At 62.1% G+C, this 20,808-nt stretch carries 21 protein-coding genes; 10 read left to right on the top strand and 11 right to left on the bottom strand.

Annotated features, from left to right (window positions below; genetic code table 11):
- Window positions 1-912, top strand: a complete 912-nt coding sequence (locus tag OVA00_RS38140) for an FAD:protein FMN transferase (protein ID WP_268090988.1) — start codon at window positions 1-3, stop codon at window positions 910-912.
- Between the two features lie 153 nt (window positions 913-1,065).
- Here the strand turns inward: OVA00_RS38140 and OVA00_RS38135 are convergent, their stop codons facing one another.
- The 9 genes from OVA00_RS38135 to OVA00_RS38095 all read right to left on the bottom strand — a co-directional run bounded on the left by OVA00_RS38135 (window position 1,066) and on the right by OVA00_RS38095 (window position 10,105).
- Window positions 1,066-1,332 carry a helix-turn-helix domain-containing protein gene (locus OVA00_RS38135; RefSeq protein WP_226020894.1) on the bottom strand — a complete coding sequence of 89 codons (267 nt, stop codon included), beginning with the start codon at window positions 1,330-1,332 and terminating at the stop codon, window positions 1,066-1,068.
- A gap of 78 nt (window positions 1,333-1,410) precedes the next feature.
- Complete coding sequence (locus tag OVA00_RS38130) at window positions 1,411-2,286, bottom strand: glycine betaine ABC transporter substrate-binding protein (RefSeq protein ID WP_268090987.1); 876 nt, start codon at window positions 2,284-2,286, stop codon at window positions 1,411-1,413.
- A gap of 71 nt (window positions 2,287-2,357) precedes the next feature.
- Window positions 2,358-3,242 carry an ABC transporter permease gene (locus OVA00_RS38125; RefSeq protein WP_029742707.1) on the bottom strand — a complete coding sequence of 295 codons (885 nt, stop codon included), beginning with the start codon at window positions 3,240-3,242 and terminating at the stop codon, window positions 2,358-2,360.
- Window positions 3,243-3,264: 22 nt separating this feature from the next.
- On the bottom strand, window positions 3,265-4,497 hold the full coding sequence (proV, locus tag OVA00_RS38120; protein WP_268090986.1) for a glycine betaine/L-proline ABC transporter ATP-binding protein ProV: 1,233 nt from the start codon (window positions 4,495-4,497) through the stop codon (window positions 3,265-3,267).
- A 321-nt stretch (window positions 4,498-4,818) separates the two neighbouring features.
- Window positions 4,819-5,262, bottom strand: a complete 444-nt coding sequence (locus tag OVA00_RS38115; RefSeq protein ID WP_210333416.1) for a PRC-barrel domain-containing protein — start codon at window positions 5,260-5,262, stop codon at window positions 4,819-4,821.
- A gap of 332 nt (window positions 5,263-5,594) precedes the next feature.
- Complete coding sequence (locus tag OVA00_RS38110; protein WP_268090984.1) at window positions 5,595-6,482, bottom strand: aldose 1-epimerase; 888 nt, start codon at window positions 6,480-6,482, stop codon at window positions 5,595-5,597.
- A gap of 3 nt (window positions 6,483-6,485) precedes the next feature.
- On the bottom strand, window positions 6,486-7,436 hold the full coding sequence (gene araH / locus OVA00_RS38105; protein ID WP_029742703.1) for an L-arabinose ABC transporter permease AraH: 951 nt from the start codon (window positions 7,434-7,436) through the stop codon (window positions 6,486-6,488).
- Window positions 7,433-8,947 carry an L-arabinose ABC transporter ATP-binding protein AraG gene (araG, locus tag OVA00_RS38100; RefSeq protein WP_268090983.1) on the bottom strand — a complete coding sequence of 505 codons (1,515 nt, stop codon included), beginning with the start codon at window positions 8,945-8,947 and terminating at the stop codon, window positions 7,433-7,435. Before araG ends, araH begins: the two co-directional genes overlap by 4 nt.
- Before the next feature lie 174 nt (window positions 8,948-9,121).
- Window positions 9,122-10,105: an arabinose ABC transporter substrate-binding protein gene (locus OVA00_RS38095; RefSeq protein WP_029742701.1), complete on the bottom strand. Its 984-nt coding sequence runs from the start codon at window positions 10,103-10,105 to the stop codon at window positions 9,122-9,124.
- Window positions 10,106-10,287: 182 nt separating this feature from the next.
- On the opposite strand from OVA00_RS38095, the gene OVA00_RS38090 reads away from it, so the two are divergent.
- The 6 genes from OVA00_RS38090 (at window position 10,288) to OVA00_RS38065 (ending at window position 16,594) form a co-directional block, all read left to right on the top strand.
- Window positions 10,288-11,055: a FadR/GntR family transcriptional regulator gene (locus tag OVA00_RS38090; RefSeq protein WP_090301412.1), complete on the top strand. Its 768-nt coding sequence runs from the start codon at window positions 10,288-10,290 to the stop codon at window positions 11,053-11,055.
- A gap of 56 nt (window positions 11,056-11,111) precedes the next feature.
- A complete protein-coding gene (dgoD, locus tag OVA00_RS38085) occupies window positions 11,112-12,260 on the top strand; it encodes a galactonate dehydratase (protein WP_060530195.1) in 1,149 nt (382 codons plus the stop codon).
- An 11-nt stretch (window positions 12,261-12,271) separates the two neighbouring features.
- On the top strand, window positions 12,272-13,048 hold the full coding sequence (locus OVA00_RS38080; RefSeq protein ID WP_268090982.1) for an SDR family oxidoreductase: 777 nt from the start codon (window positions 12,272-12,274) through the stop codon (window positions 13,046-13,048).
- A 165-nt stretch (window positions 13,049-13,213) separates the two neighbouring features.
- Entirely contained in the window at window positions 13,214-14,929 is a 1,716-nt protein-coding gene (gene araD / locus OVA00_RS38075; RefSeq protein WP_268090981.1) for an L-arabinonate dehydratase, read from the top strand.
- Window positions 14,930-14,939: 10 nt separating this feature from the next.
- Entirely contained in the window at window positions 14,940-15,842 is a 903-nt protein-coding gene (locus OVA00_RS38070) for a dihydrodipicolinate synthase family protein (protein ID WP_029742697.1), read from the top strand.
- A 50-nt stretch (window positions 15,843-15,892) separates the two neighbouring features.
- Entirely contained in the window at window positions 15,893-16,594 is a 702-nt protein-coding gene (locus OVA00_RS38065; RefSeq protein ID WP_268090980.1) for a FadR/GntR family transcriptional regulator, read from the top strand.
- Between the two features lie 49 nt (window positions 16,595-16,643).
- Here OVA00_RS38065 and OVA00_RS38060 read toward each other — a convergent pair whose 3' ends face one another.
- On the bottom strand, window positions 16,644-16,946 hold the full coding sequence (locus tag OVA00_RS38060; protein ID WP_060520872.1) for a putative quinol monooxygenase: 303 nt from the start codon (window positions 16,944-16,946) through the stop codon (window positions 16,644-16,646).
- A gap of 307 nt (window positions 16,947-17,253) precedes the next feature.
- Window positions 17,254-18,111, bottom strand: coding sequence for a LysR family transcriptional regulator (locus tag OVA00_RS38055; RefSeq protein ID WP_268090979.1), 858 nt, complete (start codon window positions 18,109-18,111; stop codon window positions 17,254-17,256).
- Window positions 18,112-18,203: 92 nt separating this feature from the next.
- Here OVA00_RS38055 and OVA00_RS38050 point away from each other — a divergent pair, with 92 nt between their 5' ends.
- The 3 genes from OVA00_RS38050 to OVA00_RS38040 are packed head-to-tail and all read left to right on the top strand — an operon-like array spanning window position 18,204 to window position 20,635.
- Complete coding sequence (locus OVA00_RS38050) at window positions 18,204-18,989, top strand: SDR family oxidoreductase (RefSeq protein WP_113189318.1); 786 nt, start codon at window positions 18,204-18,206, stop codon at window positions 18,987-18,989.
- A gap of 15 nt (window positions 18,990-19,004) precedes the next feature.
- Window positions 19,005-19,712: a ribonuclease activity regulator RraA gene (locus OVA00_RS38045; RefSeq protein WP_060520875.1), complete on the top strand. Its 708-nt coding sequence runs from the start codon at window positions 19,005-19,007 to the stop codon at window positions 19,710-19,712.
- On the top strand, window positions 19,709-20,635 hold the full coding sequence (locus OVA00_RS38040) for a dihydrodipicolinate synthase family protein (protein ID WP_192439357.1): 927 nt from the start codon (window positions 19,709-19,711) through the stop codon (window positions 20,633-20,635). Before OVA00_RS38045 ends, OVA00_RS38040 begins: the two co-directional genes overlap by 4 nt.
- The last annotated feature ends 173 nt before the right edge of the window (window positions 20,636-20,808 follow it).

Genomic DNA, 20,808 nt, shown 5'->3' with positions numbered 1-20,808 from the left:
ATGCTGCTGACCCGACGCCGCTTGATTGCAATTTCTGCAGTTCTCGCAACGGCGCCCGCCATCGCCCACGCCAACGCGGCAACCCGCTTCTGGACAGGTCAGGCTCTTGGCGCGCGTGCCTCGATCCGCATTGCGCACCCCGAGGCCGGGACGATCGTCTCCAGGGTCATGGCGGAGATCGACCGTCTGGAAAACATCCTTAGCCTCTACCGTGCCAACAGCGCGCTTTGCCGGTTGAACCGCGACGGTCATCTTCAAGACCCGCCATTCGAGCTTTTGGAATGTCTGTCACTGGCCGACGTAGTCCACCTGGCAAGCGGCGGGCGCTTCGATCCGACGGTACAGCCGCTCTGGACGCTCTGGGCTCAATCGGCTGCAAACGGCACGCGACCCGGCCCGGCGGACGTTGATCGCGTGCGTGGCAACGTCGGCTGGGGCAAGGTCAAGCTCGATGCAGCAGCGATCACGTTGCATCCGGGCATGGCGCTGACGTTGAACGGCATCGGCCAGGGGTATGTCGCCGACCGCGTAGCAGCAATGCTTGAAGGTGAGGGACTGACGGACATTCTGATCGATACCGGCGAGTTCCGTGCGCTCGGGGGACAACCGGGCGGCGGTGGATGGCCAGTCCGACTGGAATCAGGCGAGCGCCTGCCGCTGCGCCAGCGAGCGGTCGCCACCTCCGCCCCTCTCGGCACGACCTTCGATCAAGCAGCCAGAGACGGACATATTCTCGACCCCCTGACCGGAATGCCCGCGCCCGCAAACTGGCGCTCTGTCTCGGTGTCGGCACCATCCGCTGCCATCGCCGACGCGCTGGCGACGGCCGCATGCCTGATGCCTGATGCCGGATCGATCGTTGCGATGAACGCGCGTTTTGACGGCGTCCGCCTGGAAGCCGCCTCCGTTTAAGGTGGGCGACCAAGGGTCATCGGGGGCTTGAGAAGGGTCGGATCCGTCTCGACCCCGATCGGCGAAAGGTAGGCGGCTGCGACCGCAGCGACGATCGCCTGTGACGGTGTTGGTGTTCTTCCTGAGCGCGCCGAACGGGGCAGTGCTTGCGGACTACCTCGCCTCCACTGGTCCTGTTCCGCGCCCATCGAGAAGCCAGGCGATGTTGACCTGCAGGATGCCGGCCATCATGTCGAGGCGGTTGGCCCTCGGTTCTGCGCGGTCATTTTCCCAGCTGATCCAGGTCTCTTCGGTAACACCCGCGATTGCGGATATCTCTTCGATCGAAAGCTTGATGGCATCGCGGGCAAGCGAAATGCGGCCACCGATCGTGTCGTCGGTGGCGTCGGCCGTGGCGCGGGGTGCAAGCATGTCGTTCATGATGTCGATGATCCTTCTGTCGGGAGGTACGCCCGCAACGAGATCGCGGGCGTCGGTTGTGGACGCGAGTGGCAGAGCTTAGCCACCGTCCTTGGCGAGCCAGGCTTTGATCTGGTCGGGATGATCCGCGATGTACTGGTCGACAGCCTTTTCGTAGGAGGTCTGCTGGGCGTTAAACATCGCGGCTTCAAGATCGGCGATCGGCAGCTTCATGCGCGACAGCAGGCCTGAGACTTCCGGATTGTCCTTTTCGATGTCCTTGCGTGCCAGCACGTCCACACGTTCGGCCCTGCCGAGCGCGTTCTTCGGATCCGCTATATAGCGAAGCTCGTACTTGCCGAACATCCAATGCGGGCTCCAGGCCGTGGCGACAAACCAATCCTTCTTGCGCATTGCCCGGTCAATGGTCGTCAGCATGCCGGCCTCACTGGAGATCTGCAGCTTGTATCCGTCGAGCCCGTAGTTCTTGACTGCCTGCTCGGACAGACGCGTAAGGCCCGCGCCGGGATCGATGCCCTCGATCCTGCCCTTGAGCTTCTCCTTCACATCGTCCTTCTTGAGGTCGTCGATCGAGGCGATTGCGTCTTCGGGAATGTATTTCGGAACCACCCAGCCGAGCCTGGCGCCGTCGTAAACGGTCCCGAGGGTCGTTACCTTGCCCTTCACCTTGGCGAAGTAGTCGGCGTGGGTTTCCGGCAGCCAAGCCATCATCATGGCATCGAGGTCGCCGCGGCCGACACCCTGGTAAAGCGGAGCGATGTCTGTTTGGACAAGCTCGACCTCCTGGCCGAGCTCGTCCTTGATCAGTTTTGCGGCGAGCTTGGTGACGAACTCGGCGTCCGACCAGGCGGCCCAGCCGATCCTGACGGGTGGCTTTTCCTCTGCGGCAGCCGCGCCGAACGTACCGGCGGCAATGCTGGCCGCAAGGCTGATGGTCGCAAGGGTCTTGAACATGGATGTTCCTTTCTTGAACGATTGCAAGCGGCAGCACGAACGCTGCCAGATGGATGGGAAAGTCCGCAGCGTCAGGCAGTGACGGGGGAGGTCCGGGGTTGTTCCTGTCGCCGGCGGAACAGGACGCGCCACGGGCTGGCGCGCTCCTTGCCGAAGCTCTGGGTGATCCGGTCGAGAATGACGGCGAGAATGACGACAGCGAGACCGCCTTCGAAACCGGTTCCGACGTCGAGACGCTGGATGCCGGTCAGGACCGTGTTGCCGATGCCGCCCGCACCGATCATCGAGGCGATCACCACCATGGAGAGAGAAAGCATGATCGTCTGGTTGATGCCGGCCATGATCGAAGGCATGGCGTTCGGCAGTTGCACCTTCACGAGCAGCTGCCAGGCGGTGCAGCCGAAGGCGTTGCCGGCCTCGATGAACTCGACATGCACCTGACGGATGCCGAGATTGGTGAGCCGCACGACCGGCGGCATCGAGAAGATCACCGTTGCGATCGTCCCGGGCACGGCGCCAAGGCCGAAGAACATCGCCGCCGGGATGAGGTAGACGAAGGCCGGCATGGTTTGCATGAGGTCCAGCATGGGTCGCACGGATGCCGCGACGCGATCGCTGCGCGCCATGGCGATGCCAAGCGGCAGGCCGATGAGCATGGCAACGAGCGTCGATGCGATGACGAGCGACAGGGTTTCCATCATCGCGGACCAAAGGCCCATGTGTTCGACCAGCATCAGTGAAAGGGCGGTAAAGACCGCAAAGCCGAAGCCGACGCGCCATAGCGACAAAAGCACGAAGATCGCGAGCCCGAGGGCCAAGGGGGCGGCGAGAAGTGCCGCCTGGATGCTGTTGGTCACGGTGCCGATGGCGGCAGCGATCAGATCGAGCAGCGGTGCGAAATTGTCGAGGATGTAGTTGACGGCGCTGTCGACGCCGTCACCGATATCGAAAGTCATGGATTGTCTCCGAAGGGCTGGATCAGACGGTGCGATCGAGCGTTTCGAGTAGCGCGGATTTGCTGATCGAGCCGAGGTAGCGGTTGGCTTCGTCGATGACAGGCATTGGGAACGCGCTTGCAGCCACCTTCCCAAGCACATTGGACAAGCTTTCCGACGCCGGGATCGGCTCGATATCCGGCAGGAAGGCGCGCCGATAGGGATCGGCGGCGCCGTCGCGGGCGGTTGCGATCAACGAAGACCGGCTGATCATGCCGTGATAGGTCTTGTCGCGGCCGAGAATGATGGCGACCTCGCGATCGTAATGTTCCATGCGCTCGAGTGCAGCTGCGGCCGAAACACCCTGTCGCTCGATGATCGTTACCTGCGTCTTGCGGGCGACGTCGCCGGCGCGGAAGACCTGAGAGACATCGACATTACGGAAGAACGACCGCACATAGTCGTTGGCGGGCTTCAATACGATTTCGTCCGGGGTGCCCACCTGCACGACCTCACCATTTTGCATGATGCAGATGCGGTCGCCGATCCGCATGGCTTCGTCGAGATCATGGCTGACGAAGACGATGGTCCGACTGTGTTCGGCCTGAAGGCGGACAAGTTCGTCCTGCATCTCGGTGCGGATCAGCGGGTCAAGGGCAGAGAAGGCTTCGTCCATGAGGAGCACGGAGGGCTCAGCGGCGAGCGCTCGCGCAAGGCCGACGCGCTGCTTCATGCCGCCGGAGAGCTGGTCGGGACGGCGGTCGTCGTATCCTTCCAGCCCGACAGCGTGCAGAGCCGTCCGGGCGCGGGCCTTGCGCTCGGCCTCGCCGACGCCAGCGACCTCGAGGCCGAAGGCCGCGTTGTCGATAACGCTGCGGTTCGGCAGCAGCGCGAAGGACTGAAAGACCATGCTTATGTCGCGGCGGCGCAAGGCGATCAGTTCGCTGCGCGGCAAGCGTGCTACGTCTTTGCCATCGATCTCGATGGAACCGGAGGTCGGTTCGATCAGGCGGTTGAGGAGGCGCAGCATCGTCGACTTGCCGGAACCCGAAAGCCCCATGATCACGAAGATCTCGCCGGCCCGAATGTCGAAGGTCGCGTTGTTGACGCCGATGGTGCAACCCGTCTCGGCGTGGATCTGCGCCTTCGTGCTGCCGGCTTTAAGAAGGCTCAGCGCCTCGTCCGGCCGCTCGCCAAAAACCTTGAAAACGTTCTTGATACTGATCTTGACCGGTTGCTCGTCGGCCGAGCGGTCGCTCTCAGTTTGAAATGCCATATGTTCTGGGCCCGGCTCCGGAAGCGGGGCACTCTCCTTTGTGTTTGAAAGGCTGATGAAACGATCAGCGAAACGGAGAAGCGCACGACCAGAAAGGCCTGCGCAAATACGACATCATGTCGCAATCCGATTGTCTTTTGGCACGCTCGTGCAGAAATGTCCACATTGTGAGAATAGAAAACTAAGTCCTGGCGGTATTTGTCGCAGAAAATGGAATGCTTTCGCGCATCCTGAATGCGGTTATTCGGTGGCGGACGTGCAGGCGCCCGAAGACGAAAACGCGTTCGCCGGAGAAGCGAACGCGTGCGGCAGGGCCGGTCGTTATTTCTTCAGCTTGCCGTAATCGAATTTTGGTGCCTTGGAGAGGTCATCCTTGTTGGTGTCGACATAGGCCTTCCAAGTGCCGTTGTCGTTGGCAAGTGCAATTGACGCCGGGTCGATGACGACATAGCTCTCGCCCACGCCGAGGAAACCGCCGACGCTTGCGACGATGCCGATGACGGACTTGCCGTCGCCGATGACGACGTCGGAAATCTCGCCGATCGTCTCGTTCTGCTTGTTGTAGATATCGACGCCGATGAGCTGTGAATTGACGATATCGGTGTCTTTGATTTCCACATATTTCAGCGGCATCGTTGCGGTGGTGCCCATCGTGATGCCAGGGCCGACCAGCATCGCATCTGCGCCGTTTGCTGCGGGTTCTTGCGCGAAGGCGGCGCTGGAAACGAGGGCAAGGGAAAGCGCGGCGGCGGTCACATAATTCATGCATATCTCCTGTTCAGTCTCGCCACCGACCGGGGCGGTCGTGGCGGCTTCTAAACGGAGCCTGCTCAAAAAAGTTCCACGGAATCATTGGTATAAGCAATCTTGCGAAGTCTTTGATCTTTTCGCCTTCGTCCCCAATGCCTGCACAATCTCTACCGGAGACCCGCGACCGGGCGGTCGATCGCAGCTATCCCGCCTGTGGCGCGCTGGCATCGGCTGTTCGCACAGGCGCGAGGACCCCGCGGTAGCAACCAAAAGTTTTCACTTGAAGCAATTTCACCCAGGGTCACTTGTAAACGATTGCTGGATGCGAAACCGCTCCTTGCGAACTGTTACCCGCTCGCCAGTTCCTCGACGCTGAGCGCGATCGTTCCGGTCACAGTCTGGAGAGGCTGCAGGCGGACGAGGCCGCCGTCGCGTTGATCGCGGTGCGCGTTCGGCCGATGGCTCATCGGCTCGAAGCAAAAGAAGCTGCTTGTCGCCGACGGCGAGTAGAGAACGAAGAACCGAAAATGCCCATCGGCTTCCAGCGAAGCGGCAAGCCCCGTTTCCGGCCATTCGATGCGGGCTCGTCCATCCCAGCCGTCGAAGGCATTGTTCAGCCAGTTCGGGGGCAAGGGGGAACCGAATGCAAAGTTCATGTTCTGAGGGATGGGGCCGGGGCGGTCTGGCAGATGACCTTCCCGTTCGCTCCAGTATCGGTCGGCACGGGCGATGAGGCGCGTTTCAGGCGTGCGCGGAAAGAATGGATGGAAGCCCAGTCCGTATGGCAGGGCCTGGTCGGCGCGGTTGGTGATGGAGAGCGAGAGGATCAGGCGCGGTCCGTCGATGGCGATCGTCTCTATCGCTTCATAGGCAAAGGGTGTGGCAACGCTTGCCTCCTGGTCCAAGCGAAGGGTGAGCGATTGCCGATCGCGCTGCAGGATCGACCAGCGTCCAAGCCAGCCGTCTCCGTGCAAAACGAGCGGATCGATCGTGTTTGCTTCCAGCCTGTAGTCGCGACCGTCGAATTGGAAGCCATTGGCCTCAATGCGGTTGCCAAAGGGCACCAGCGGAAAGCAGGCCTCGGCGCCGAACACTTGCGAGGCAAGCCCCGGTGCCGACGTCGGCGCCAGCAAAGGAATACCGCGCCAGCGGGCCGACAGGATCGCGCCGCCAGGCGGGCTCACCTCGACAGTGAGCCCTTCTTCGTTTTCGAGGAGGACGATGTCTTCCGTCATGCCCTAACTGCGACGACCGGCGGCTGCCGACCGCAGATTGTCGAGCAGCACTGCGAGCAGAAGGATCAGGCCGCGCACGACATACTGGTAGAAGGCCTGGATGTTGAGCAGGTTCATGACGTTTTCGGCAATGCCCATGATGAGAACACCGACGATCACGCCGGTCATCGCCGCCCTGCCGCCGGCAAGCGAGACGCCGCCGAGCACGCAGGCCGAAATGACCGAGAGTTCGAGACCTGTTGCCGCATTCGGCTGGCCTGACGTGATGCGCGAGGCGAGCAGCACGCCGGCAACAGCGCAGACGAGGCCCTGCAGTGCGAAGATCCATATGCGCATGTTGGAGACATTGACGCCGGCGAGGCGCGAGGCTTCCGGGTTGCCGCCGATCGCGAGCGTGTTCTTGCCGAAGACAGTGCGGTTCAGCACGAAACCGAAGACGAGGAAGAAGCAACCCATCACCCAGATTGGCGTCGGGATGCCCAGGAACTTCGACAGTGCCAACTGATAGAAGCTCGGGTCGTTGATGCCGACGGCGCGACCGTCAGACGCAATCAGCGCGAAACCGCGCACGATCTGCATGGTGGCAAGCGTCGTGATCAGCGCGTTGATGCGGAAATGCGCAATCACCACGCCGTTGACGAGGCCGACGAAGCCGCCGCACAGGAGTGCCGCAATCAGGCCGACGAGGATCGAGCCGGAGGCGTTCGATGCCATGACGGCGGCCATGCCCGAGAAGGCGACGGTCGAGCCGACCGAGAGGTCGAAGTCACGCGAGGCCAGGCAGAACATCATCGTGCAGGCGACGATGCCGATGGTGACGACCGACTGCAGCAGGCCGAGCATGTTGCGCTCAGTCAGAAAGTTCGGAACGGTCAGCGCCACGATGGCGAAGGCGACGGCGAAGATGACGACCAGACCCTGTTCGCCGAGAAGAAGTTTTTTCAAGGAAGTCATGACGGCTGAACCTGCTCGGTTGGAACATCGGGAAGGGCGGCGGCGAGGATGCGTCTTTCGTCGAAATCGGTGCGCGCGAAATCGGCGGCGATCCGGCCCTGGCACATGACGAGGATACGGTCGGTAATGCCCATCACCTCGGGCAATTCGCTGGAGATGACGACGATCGCCATGCCCTGACCGGCGAGTTCGTAGAGGATTTCATAGATCTCCGACTTGGCGCCGACATCGATGCCGCGCGTCGGCTCATCGATGATCAGCACCTTCACGCCCTGTTCGGAGAGCCAGCGGCCAAGGATGACCTTCTGCTGGTTGCCGCCGGAGAGATTGATGATGTCCTGCTTGCGGGACGGCGTGCGCACCCGAAGTTTGGCGATGAAGCGGTCCGCCAGTTCCGCTTCCTTCTTGCGGTTGAGGATGCCGAAGGGCGAAAAGTGCCGGCGCGACGAAATCGCCATGTTTTCTTCGATGCTGCGCCCCTGAACGATGCCGTCGAACTTACGGTCCTCTGGGCACAGGACCATGCCGGCGCGGATCGATTGTGGCGGGTTGTCGGCCGGCACGATCGCGCCGTCGATCGTCACGGTTCCCTGGTGGCGTCTGTCTGCGCCATAGACCAGCCGGGTCATCTCGCTGCGGCCAGCGCCGATCAGGCCGAAAAAGCCAAGGATCTCGCCGCGCCGGACCGAGAAGCTCAAGGGTGTCTTCAGCTTCGGACCGCAGATCGCGTCGACGCGCAGACGTTCCGCGCCGAGATCGCGGCCCCGCCAGCCCCAGATGTTTGAGATCTCGCGTCCGACCATCTCGGCGATGATCTGGTCGCGCGTGACCTTGGAAATGTCAGGATGATGGGCGGCAAGCTTGCCGTCGCGCAGCACAGTCAGGCTGTCGCAAAGCCGGAAGATCTCATCGAGCCGGTGGGAGACATAGAGGATCACGGTGCCATTCGAGCGTAAGCGTTCGATCAGGGCAAAGAGGATTTCGCTTTCGCGGGACGACAGCGACGAGGTCGGCTCGTCGAGCGCGATGACGCGCGCATCAAGCATGACGGCCTTGGCGATCTCGACCATCTGGCGCTCGCCGATCGAGAGCGAGGCGATCTTGGCGGACGGATCGACGTCAATGCCGATGTCCGCAAGCTTCTCGCCGACGACGCGAAGCAACTGGCGCCGATCGATGACCCCGCCCTTGCCGGGGAAGTGGCCGAGCCAGAGGTTTTCGGCGACCGTCAGTTCCGGAACGAGCTGCAGTTCCTGGTGGATGACGATAACACCGGCGCGAAACGCATCGCGCACGGAGCGATGGCCTTGTGCTTCGCCTTCAATACGGATCTCGCCGTTATCGGCGGACTGGTCGCCCGAGAGCAGGCGGATAAGCGTCGACTTGCCCGCGCCGTTCTCACCCATGAGGCCATGGACGGCGCCCTTGCGTACAGAAAACGAGACATCCGACAGCGCCTGGACGCCGGGATAGCCCTTGGAGATCGATTGGAATTCGAGGAAGTCTTGCATATGCGGCTCCGATACGGAACGCCCGGCAGCCGAGCCGCCGGGCCGATAGAGCGGGATGAGGAAAGTGTGCGCGGTTTTCCGCCCGCATCCCGCTCTAAACTACCAGAATCGATCACGTTGATTGTTTGGGCCGGTCCGACCCAAACAATCGTGATCTCGTGTCGCAAGCAGCGATTACTCGATGCCGAGATCCTTGCGTACGGCCTCGTAGTTGTCGCGCAGCGCAAGCTGGCCGGCGGTCAGGGTCAGCTTTTCCGGTTCCTTGCCGTTGGCGATCCACTCATACATGTTGAGTGCGGTCTCGTAGCCGTGGCGCTTCGGCGAGATGATGACGGTGCCGAAGAAGCCGGTCGCTGCAGGCTTCTTGAACTCGTTGATCGCCGAGTCCGCGCCGCCAATGCCGACGCCGATCATGCTGTCGGGAGCAATGCCGACCGTCTCGGTTGCGCGCACGGCGCCGAGTACCGCTTCGTCATTGAGGCCGATCGCAACCCACTTCTTGATGCCGGCGTTCTTATTGAGCACGATCGTCGAGGCGTTAAGTGCTGCCTCCGTATCGGTCTTGGCCTGCGGCGCGTCGAAGATGTTGGCTTCCGGGAAGCCGTTGGCCTTGAGAACTGAAAGTGCGCCCTCAACGCGGTCGACCGCCGTCGGGAGCTGGTCGTAGGAAACGCGGATCGCGCCGACGTCCTTCATGTCCCAGCCACGCTTCTTGATTTCGTCGACCAGGGCTTGACCAACAGCTTCGCCGATTTTCGTCGCCGAAATGCCCATGTGGGGCACGTCTTCGATCGGGCTGCCGTCGGCGTTGACCAAACGGTCGTCGACCGTCATCAACTTGAGGTCGTTGGCGGCCGCTTTCGCGACGATGCCGGGGCCGAGCTTGACATCAGGGGTGCAGACGATGAAGCCCTGCGCGCCCTGGGCGCCGAGATTGTCGATTGCCGACTGAACCTTCTCGCCGTCTTCCGCACCGATCTTGACCAGCGTGAAGCCCTTTTCCTTAGCGGCGACGTCGGCGAACTTCCATTCGTCCTGGAACCACGGCTCTTCCGGCTGCTTGACGATGAAGCCGATTTTGACGTCGGCAGCGAACGCCGAGGTTGCCGCAAACACGGCGACGGTACCAGCCAGAATGGCTGCCTTGATAAAGCGCATGATGTCTCTCCCTGGTGAACTGCCTCCTGCAGTGAACATTTGTGTATGATGAATCATCATATTCGTCAATTGCCTTTGTATGATGAATGAGGTAGTGATGTATAACGATAATGTGCTTCGCTGCGTTGTCGCCTCCAAGCGTCTGCGCTATGGAGCGACAGGGAGACGGGAGCGGGAGGAAAATGGCGGTGGAAGAGCAGGACTACAGCAACGGCGCGCAGGAGCGCGGCCAGCGTCGCCCTCGCGTTCAAAAGAACGTGACGCGCGCCATCGCCTCGGACATCTGCGCCGACGTCTTTCCGGTCGGCTCCTTCCTGCCGCGCGAAAACGACCTTTGCGAACGTTATGGCGTCAGCCGGACCGTCATTCGCGAAACCTTGAAGGTGCTGGAATCGAAGGGCATGGTCCGCGGCCGTTCCCGGGTGGGCACGATCGTCTGCAACAAGGACGAGTGGAACATCCTCGATTCCCAGGTGCTCGAATGGATCGGCGAGCGCATCTTTGAATTCGATCTATTGAACTGCGTTTTAGAGGCGCGCCGCGCGATCGAGCCGGCGGCCGCTGAGTTTGCGGCCGAACGCGCGACCGTCCAGGAAATTGCCGACCTCGAGCGCGCCTGGCAGGCGATGCGTGACGGCGAGCGGGATGTCGTCGGCTTCACCGACGCCGACGTCGCCTTTCATACCTGCCTGCTCAAGGCCAGCCATAACCAGGTCTTCCTGCAACTCGTCGGCATCATCCAGGCGGCGCTGAAGTTCTCGCTGTATGCCTCCAATGAAGTTGCCGAACGTCGTGACGAAGCAATCGATATCCATGGCGAACTGGTCGAGGCACTGCGTCTGCGCGACAAGGCGAGGGCGCGCGACTGTTCCACGCGCATGCTGGATCTTGCCGCCCGCGACCTCAAGCTTGCCGTAGAACGTCACCGGCCCGCCCCGTCGGCGCGCTGAAACCCCTTCCCGGCGGCCGACGTCGTCGCCTTGCTTGACCCAGCGGATATCGCGCCATGAAGATCACCAAGCTCACCACCTACATCGTTCCGCCGCGCTGGCTGTTTCTGAAGATCGAGACCGACGAGGGCATCGTCGGCTGGGGTGAGCCGGTTGTCGAAGGCCGCGCCCTGACCGTGGAAGCCGCCGTCAACGAACTTGCGGACTATCTGATCGGCAAGGATCCGCTGCTGATTGAGGACCATTGGCAGGTGATGTATCGCGGCGGCTTCTACCGCGGCGGTGCGGTCCACATGTCGGCGATTGCTGGCATCGACCAGGCGCTCTGGGACATCAAGGGCAAGGCCTATGGCCAACCGGTGCATGCGCTGCTTGGCGGCCAGGTGCGGGACCGCATCAAGGTCTATTCCTGGATCGGCGGTGACCGTCCGTCCGATGTCGCCAAAAATGCCCGCGACGTCGTCGCTCGCGGCTTCAAGGCCATCAAGCTCAATGGCTGCGAGGAGATGCAGATCGTCGACACCTGGGAGAAGGTGGAAAAGGCGGTCGAAACCATTGCGACGATCCGCGAGGCGATCGGCCCGCATATCGGCATCGGCGTCGATTTCCACGGTCGCGTGCACCGGCCGATGGCGAAGGTCCTGGCGAAGGAACTTCAGCCCTTCAACCTGATGTTTATCGAAGAACCGGTGCTTTCGGAAAACCGCGAGGCGCTGAAGGAAATTGCCAACCATTGCTCGACGCCGATCGCGCTCGGTGAGCGGCTCTATTCGCGTTGGGACTTCAAGTCGGTGCTGGCCGACGGCTATGTCGATATCCTGCAGCCGGACCTGTCGCATGCCGGCGGCATCACCGAATGCCGCAAGATTGCTGCGATGGCGGAGGCCTACGACGTGGCGCTGGCACCGCATTGCCCGCTGGGACCGATCGCGCTTGCCGCCTGCCTTCAGGTCGATGCCGTCAGCTATAACGCCTTCATTCAGGAACAGAGCCTCGGCATCCACTACAACGAGGCCAACGACATTCTCGACTACATCTCCAACAAGGAGGTGTTCCACTACGCGGACGGCTTCGTGTCTATCCCGCAAGGCCCTGGCCTCGGCATCGAGGTGGATGAGCAATATGTCATCGAGCGCGCAAAGGAAGGCCATCGCTGGCGCAACCCGATCTGGCGCCACGCCGATGGCAGCGTAGCCGAGTGGTAGGGAGCGCGGATATGGCGGGTCGTCTTGAGGGAAAACGCGTCGTTGTCACCGGCGCAGCGCAAGGCATCGGCCTTGCGATCGCTGAAGCCTTCCTTGGCGAGGGGGCGAGCCTCTTCCTCATCGACCGTGATGGCGACCTCTTGGCGAGCGAAGCCGAGCGCCTGCGTATGTCGGGCGGGAAGGTCGGCTACGCCACGGCCGATATCACCGATGCCGATGCCATCGAGCAGGTCGTCGTTGCCGCCGCCCGTGAGATCGGTCAGCCGAATGCGCTCGTCAACAATGCCGGCGTCAACGTCTTCTTCGAGCCGTTGAAGCTCTCGGATGCCGATTGGCAGCGCTGCTTCGACATCAATCTCAAGGGTGCGTGGAATTGCAGCAAGGCTGTGCTGCCGGGCATGATCGAGGCGGGCGGCGGCGTCATCCTCAATATTGCCTCGACCCACGCCTTCACCATCATCCCGCACACCTTCCCCTATCCGGTCGCCAAACATGCGCTTCTCGGCATGACCAAGGCGCTGGGGCTCGAATATGCCGGGCAGGGCGTGCGCGTGAATGCGCTGGCGCCGGGTTATGTCCGCACGCAGAAGGCCGTGGAATACTGGAACAGTTTCCCCGATCCGGTCGCCGCCGAGGCCGATACCATGAAGCTCCATCCCGGCGGCCGCATCGCAACACCGGAGGAAATCGCTAAGGCTGCACTCTTCATGATCTCGGACGAATGCCCGTTCATGAACGCCACCTGCCTGACGGTCGATGGCGGTATGAGCGTGCTGCACCATCCCTGAAGGGCCACTTCGACAGCTCCCCTCCACTGTTTTCGACCTCCGGCCTCACCAGCCGGAGGTTTTTCTTTGCCTTCCCGTCAGGCCGGTCATCGCTTGATTTGTAATAACTCCGATTATATGAGAAATGCAATGAGCGCGAGCGCTTGAGGTAATCGGGGAGGACACATGTCCAGGAAATTAAGATCGCAGCATTGGTTTGGCGGACTGGACAAGGACGCCTTCATTCATCGCAGCTGGATGAAGAACAACGGGTTGCCCGACGACGTCTTCGACGGGCGGCCGGTGATCGGCATCTGCAACACTTTCTCGGAGCTGACGCCCTGCAATGCGCATTTCCGCGGGCTGGTCGAACACATCAAGGCAGGCGTGCTCGAGGCCGGTGGCCTGCCGCTGGAGTTCCCGGTGTTTTCCTGCGGCGAGTCCAATCTGCGGCCGACCGCCATGCTTTTCCGCAACCTTGCCTCGATGGACGTAGAGGAGGCGATCCGCGGCAACCCTATCGACGGCGTCGTGCTCATGGCGGGCTGCGACAAGACCACGCCGTCGTTGGTGATGGGGGCCGCCTCCTGCGATCTTCCTTCGATTGTCATCTCCGGCGGGCCGATGTTGAACGGCCGCTTCAAGGGTCGCACGATCGGCTCAGGCACCGATGTCTGGAAGTTTTCCGAAGACGTGCGTGCCGGTGTCATGTCTCAACAGGATTTCATGGCGGCCGAAAGCGCCATGTCGCGCTCGCCAGGCCATTGCATGACGATGGGCACCGCCTCGACCATGGCGTCCATGGTTGAAGCGCTCGGGCTTGCGCTGCCCGGCAATGCCGCCTGTCCGGCGGTTGATGCGGGCCGCGCCCGGCTGGCGCGGCTAACCGGGCGGAGGATCGTCGAAATGGTTGCTGAGGACCTGCGCCTGTCGAAGATCCTGACCCGTGACGCCTTCGCCAATGCCATCCGCGTCAACGGTGCGATCGGCGGCTCCACCAACGCCGTTGTGCATCTCCTGGCAATCGCCGGGCGGATTGGCACGAAGCTCTCTCTCGACGACTGGGACCGGCTCGGCCGCGATATTCCGACCATCCTCAACCTCATGCCTTCGGGGCGCTATCTGATGGAGGATTTCCACTATGCCGGCGGGCTGCCCGCCGTCATGAAGGAGATTGCCGCGCTTCTGGAACTCAGCGCCCTGACGGTGACCGGCCAAAGCGTCGGCGCCAACATCGAGTCTGTCGAGAACTACAACGACGACGTCATCCTGCCGATCGATCGGGCGCTGACGTCGAGTGGCGGCATCGCCGTGCTGCGCGGCAACCTTGCGCCTGACGGCGCGATCATCAAGCCTTCCGCGGCGACCCCGGCGCTGATGCAGCACCGCGGCCGCGCTGTCGTGTTCGAAACCATCGACCACTACAAGGCGCGGATCGATGACCCGGATCTTAACATCGACGAGACCTCGATCATGGTGCTGAAGAACTGCGGCCCGAAGGGCTATCCGGGCATGGCTGAGGTCGGCAACATGGCTCTCCCCCAGAAGCTCCTGAAAAAGGGCGTGCGCGACATGGTGAGGATCTCGGATGCCCGCATGTCGGGGACGGCCTTTGGCACCGTCGTCCTGCACACGGCACCCGAAGCTGCGGTTGGCGGCCCGCTGGCCCTGGTAAGGGATGGCGACTGGATTGAGCTCGACGTTGCCGGCCGCCGCCTCCACCTCGACGTGAGCGACGAGGAACTGGCGCGCCGAAAAACCGCCTGGACCGCGCCACCCCCGGAAATGGTCGGTGGTTATCAGGGCCTCTATGTCGAGCGCGTGATGCAGGCCGACACCGGCGCGGATCTCGATTTTCTTGTCGGCGGCCGCGGCCACGCAGTTCCGCGCGAAAGCCATTGAGGAGGCGACGGTGGACGACTTTCGTATCGAAAGCCTTCATGGCATCCACGCCATCCTCTACGCGCTTTTCGACAAGGACGAAAAGCTCGATCGCGCCGCCATGCGCCGCCAGACGGAGATCTGCCTGGCAAGCGGCGTGCACGGCATGGCAGGGCTCGGCCTTGCGACCGAGGCCTCCAAGCTCGACGAGGCCGAGCGCATGGCAATCATGGAGTGGCTGGTCGAGGATACGGCCGGCCAGGTGCCGGTCGCCCTGACGATCTTTGGCGCGTCGGTCGAGGAACAGGTGCGCCAGGCGCGCCATGCGGCACGGGCCGGCGCCGACTGGCTGATCCTCCAGCCGCCGATGGTCGGCCAGTTCTCGGCCGCCGAGTACATCCGCTTCTTCGGCCGCGTCGCCGATCAGACCGAGCTGCCGCTTGCCATTCAGAACGCCCCGGCCCTGATGGGACGAGGGCTGACGGCCGCCGATATTCGCGAGCTGGTGCGCCAGCACCCGAACATCCGGCTGGTGAAGGGCGAGGGGCCTGTCGTCGACATCGCCCATCTCATCGAGGTTACCGAGGGCCGGCTGCCGGTATTTAATGGTCGTGCGGGCCTCGAGCTGCTCGAGAACCTGCGCATCGGTTGCCACGGCCTGATCCTTGCGCCAGATTCGATCGACTATGCCGTGCGCGCCTACGAGTTCTTTTCAGACGGTTGGGACGAGCACGCGCAAGAGGCTTATCGGCGGATGCTGCCCGGCGTGGTCTTCACCATGCAGGGCATCGAGACGCTGCTTTGTTACGGGAAGCGACTTTTCGGCGAACGGGCGGGCATAACCATCCACGACCGTGCGCCGGCCATGCGACCGACCGCGATTGGCATCGAGATGACCCGCCGCTACGCGGCCGCGATGGGTGGCTTTTCCTGATCGGGGCGACCGGCTATGAACGGGGCGGAGATGCAATGGAGAGAGTGGGCATGAAGGCAATCGCTCGGGAGGATCGCGGCCTGCCTGCTCGCATCGCAGGCGATATTGGCCGCCGCATCACGCTCGGCGAGCTGAAGGTTGGCGATACCCTGCCCAAGGAAGCCGACATGCTGGCGACGCTCGGCGTCAGCCGCACGACGTTGCGCGAAGCGCTGAAGATCCTGTCGACCAAGGGCTTCATTGAGGCAAAGCCCCGCCTCGGGACACGCGTGCGGGCGGCCGAAAACTGGAACACCCTCGATCCCGTCGTGCTTTCGTGGCAAAGTGACGCGGAGGATCAGGCAACGCTTGCCGAAGAACTGTTCGAGCTCCGCCTGTCGATCGAACCGCTTGCTGCACGCCTTGCCGCCAGACGCGGATCTGCGGCCGAGCATGCAGAGATTCGGGCCGCTTTCGCACGAATGGCGGAAGGCGGCGCTCGTGTCGAAGACGCGATCGAGGCTGATATCGCCTTTCACCTCAACATCTTTCAATCCGCGCACAACCGCTTCCTCTTGCCGGTTGCTTCCGTCATTCGGGCAGCGCTCTCCATCAGCATCCCGAAGACGATGGCGGCTACAGGCGGTTTCGGCCAATCCCTGGCCCAGCATGAGGCGATCCTCGTCGCGATCGAAGAACGCGACGAGGACAAGGCATTCGAACGCGCTGCAGCGTTGATCGCGTCGACCTACAAGCGCAATTTCGCCTCCTAACCAGTTGCTCCGGCGATACCGCCCGCAAGTTCGAGATCGTCACCGCGGCTCACGGGGAGACCTGATCCAAGAAAATCAGGCGCAGAGGTTCTTCAAGGAGGGTATCGATTTCGGTCGCGAAGGCTTGAAAATGGGGTGTCGCGAAGTGCGCGTCGAGCGCAAGCTGGTCGGCGAAAGCTTCGCGCATGTAGAAGGTACCGGGCTCATCCCGCAGCTCGAACAAGACATAGTCGAGGTTGCCGGGTTCTGCCCGCGTTGGAGCGATGAGACCAAGCAGGCCTTGCCGGAGGGCCTCGCGTTGGTGCGGTTTGGCCTTCAAAATCGCGATGGAGATTACCTTTTCTGTGGTCATGACGGTTCCTTTCGTCGGGCGCTGGTGCGAACGATCTCGGGGTGGTTCTGCGGGTTGGTGCGGTGTGAACGGGTTTGAAATGCCGTGGGCCGATCGAGGTACATACTCATCTAGGAGCCCGGATCGACCAAGAGTGACGATAGTGCCGTGCAGCCCGGTCCGATAATCCGTCACGGACAGAAATGTTATTTCGGAGTTGGCGAATAATCTGTGCTCGCGTTGCGGGATCGCCGGCCTCGGTTCCGGCGGCAGGCCGCTGCGTAGAGCAAATCTCCTAGAACTCGACCGCCGACGTGCCCCTCGTTTTCTATGATCGGATGGCGTCGAGGATGGTCTGTATCAGTCGGCCTGACGGTGCGTTGCGTGGCCTGAGCAAACCGATCTCACGGCTCGGCGCGTTCGGCAGCGGTAGCCGGGCGACGCGCAGGTTGTCGAAGAGCGGCGAGCGCCAGTCGGGCATCAGCGACACGCCAAGTCCAGCCTCAACCATCATCGATATGGCTTCAAGTGAATCAAGCTCCAGCCACTCTCGAGGGAGAATTCGCTGGGTTTGAAGGTAGGTATCGGCCAGTCGGCCACCCCAGTTGCTTCTGTCGTATCGAATGAACGGTTGCTCGCGAAGCAGGCGATCGACGGGGGTCTCTGAAAGGTCCGGGGGGGCCAGGAGTACGAACCGTTCCGACCGGATGAGGTCCCAGTTGAGCGTCTTTGGAATGGGGAAGGGCGGTTTGACAAGGATTGCCGCGTCGATCTTCTCTTCAGCGACACTGTTATAGAGTTCGGCCGACGTGCCCGGCAGCAGGAAGATGTCGACGCCCGGCGTCCTGTCGAAAACCCTCCGCAAGGCGTTCGGAAGCAGGCCGGTCAGAACCGTCGAGATGGCGCCCAGACGGAGTTCTCCGAATGCCTGGTCGTCGCGCGCCAAGCCTTTCAGCTGCCTGACTTCGGCAAGAACGCGCCGGCTCTTTTCCAGGATTGCGACGCCCGCTTCGGTTGGCTTCACCCGCCGGCCTGATCGCGCAAGAAGAGGCAGTCCGATCTCGTCTTCCAACGCCTGGATCCGTTGCGCGACCGCCGCTGGCGTGACGCCCATGCGGCGTGACGCCTCGGCGAGCGAGCCATGCTGGACCACCGTCAGAAAGGTTTCGAGAAAGCGCGTTTCCATCCTTAGTTTTACTATCGTCTGAAGGGATAAAAAGGAAGGTTTTTCTTCCGTTTCCGCCTTGGCATAGTGCCGTCAAACAACAGGAGGAAGAGTTGGATCTTCAGTTGAACAGCAAGACGGCGCTCGTATTCGGCGCCGGTGGTGGGCTTGGCGGCGCGATCGCCAGGTCGCTCGCGGCCGAAGGCGTTTCCGTCGTTGTCGCCGACATCCACGAGGAAAGCGCCACGGCGACGGCAGAGGCAATCAGCGGCGCAGGCGGCAAGGCCATTCCGCTCGTTTGGGACATCGGCGACCTTTCCCTGATCGGTCAGAAGCTCGATGCCATAAAAGCTGCGTTCGGACCGGTCGACATCCTTGTCAACAACACCGGGGGGCCGCCGCCAACGCCCGCCGCCGGACAGTCGCCCGACGATTGGTCGAAATATTTCGACCTCATGGTTCGCTCGGTGATCGCGGTCACCGATGCGGTGCTTCCGGGTATGCGCGAGCGCAAATGGGGACGCATCATTACCTCGACGTCCTCCGGCGTCGTCGCGCCGATTGCAAATCTCGGGATATCGAACAGCCTGCGCCTGGCCTTGGTCGGCTGGTCGAAGACCCTGGCGCGTGAGGTTGGTCGCGACGGTATCACCGCAAACATCGTACTGCCGGGGCGTATTGCCACCGGGCGGATCGTCTTTCTGGACGAACAGAAGGCCAAGCGCGAGAAGCGCCCCGTCGCCGATGTCACGGCTGAAAGCACCGGGTCGATCCCGGTCGGCCGCTACGGCGATCCGAAGGAATATGGCGACACCGTCAGCTTCCTTGCGAGCCCCCGCGCATCCTATATCACCGGCTCAGTCATCCGTGTCGATGGCGGGCTGATCAACAGCATCTGATGTGCGAGGTTTCTAATGACACTTGAGCCTCACGTCGTTGAAACTCTGAAGAGCGTCTCCACCGCGACGCTCACTACGGTTCTCCTGAAAAAAGGGCTTCGCAACATCTGGCTGCGCGGCACGAAACCACTGAAGCCCGGCCAGGGACGGGTTGTCGGCAAGGCCTTTACGCTGCGCTTCATTCCTGCCCGGGAAGACCTCGCCACGCCTGCGAGCTGGGCGTCGCCAATCTCCACGCGGGCGGCGATCGAAGCGATGCCAGAGGGCTGCATCGCCGTCGCCGATGCAGTGGGCGTCAGTGATGCCGGCATCTTCGGCGACATCCTGTGTGCCCGCATGGCGAAACGCAAAGTTGCCGGCCTCGTTACCGACGGCGTGATGCGGGACGCCGAGGGGGTGCTGGCGAGCGGCATGAAGGTGTGGTGCAATGGTGTTGCGGCACCGCCTTCAGTCGCAGGCTTGACCTTCGTTGGATGGCAGGAGCCAATCAATTGCGGCGGCGTCGCCGTTCTGCCTGATGATATTGTCGTCGTCGACGACGACGGCGCAGTCCTGATCCCGGCCGCGCTTCTCGAAGAGGTGCTCGCTGAGGCACCCGAGCAGGAGCGTATGGAAGCCTGGATCATGACTGAAGTGGATCGGGGCGTGCCGCTTCCCGGTCTTTACCCGATGAACGCTGAAACGAAGGCCCGGTACGAGGCGTGGAAGGAAAGCCAGAAATGACGTTCAGCACGCAATCCAAGGGCGTCTACGCCATCGCGACGACACCGTTCTTCGAGGACGGCTCGATCGATTTCAATTCGATCGACAAGTTGACAGACTTTTATGAGGAGAGCGGTTGCACCGGCGTCACGATCCTTGGGATCATGGGCGAGGCCCCGAAGCTCGAACCGGAGGAAAGCAGAGCCATCGTCAAGCGGGTGGTCTCCCGGTCGAAGATTCCTGTCATCGTCGGGGTATCCGCTCCAGGTTTTGCCAGCATGCGCTCGCTGGCGCGTGACTCGATGGAGATGGGTGCCGCCGGCGTCATGATCGCTCCGCCACCTGCGCTGCGCACGGATGATCAGATCGTCAACTATTTCGCAGGTGCGGTGGAAGCGGTCGGCGAAGATGTGCCGTGGGTTTTGCAGGACTATCCGCTGACCCTCACGGTTGTCATGGCGCCTGGCGTCATCGCGAAGATCATCGCCAACCATTCGTCCTGCCTGATGCTGAAGCACGAGGACTGGCCCGGTCTTGAGAAAATATCAAAGTTGCGCGCCATGCAGAAGGCGGGCGAACTTCGCGAATTTTCCATCCTGTGCGGCAATGGCGGCCTCTTCCTCGACTTCGAGCCGGAGCGCGGTGCCGATGGTGCCATGACCGGCTACGGCTTTCCGGACATGCTTACCGAACTGATGGAGCTTTCTGCGGCCGGGAAAAGGGATGAAGCGCACGATCTATTCGACGCGCACCTGCCGTTGATCCGTTACGAGCAGCAGCTCGGGATTGGCCTTGCCATTCGCAAGCACGTTCTGAAGCGTCGCGGCGTTATCGCCACCGACGCGCAACGCAAGCCAGCCCAGATGCTGACCCCGACAGCGCGGGCGGAAGTGGACTATCTGCTTGCCCGTCTCGCGAGATACGACAGGCGAGCTGCTTTCTAGGCCGCTTCTTCTCCCCGGGGGCCCCCGTCCGTCTCTGATCTGAAGCGGCGGACGGGTTTTTAAAGGTCGTTCCCGTTCTGCGACTTGTCATTGCGGTCTGTGCTCGCGCTCGCGCGCCTGATACTCTGACCTTGCCGATTGTCGATACACCTGTTTCAGAACGAGGTTTGACG

It is taken from the genome of Ensifer sp. SL37, assembly GCF_026672675.1.
GTDB classification, from domain to species: domain Bacteria; phylum Pseudomonadota; class Alphaproteobacteria; order Rhizobiales; family Rhizobiaceae; genus Ensifer; species Ensifer adhaerens.
This window is presented reverse-complemented; position numbering and strand designations above follow the sequence as displayed.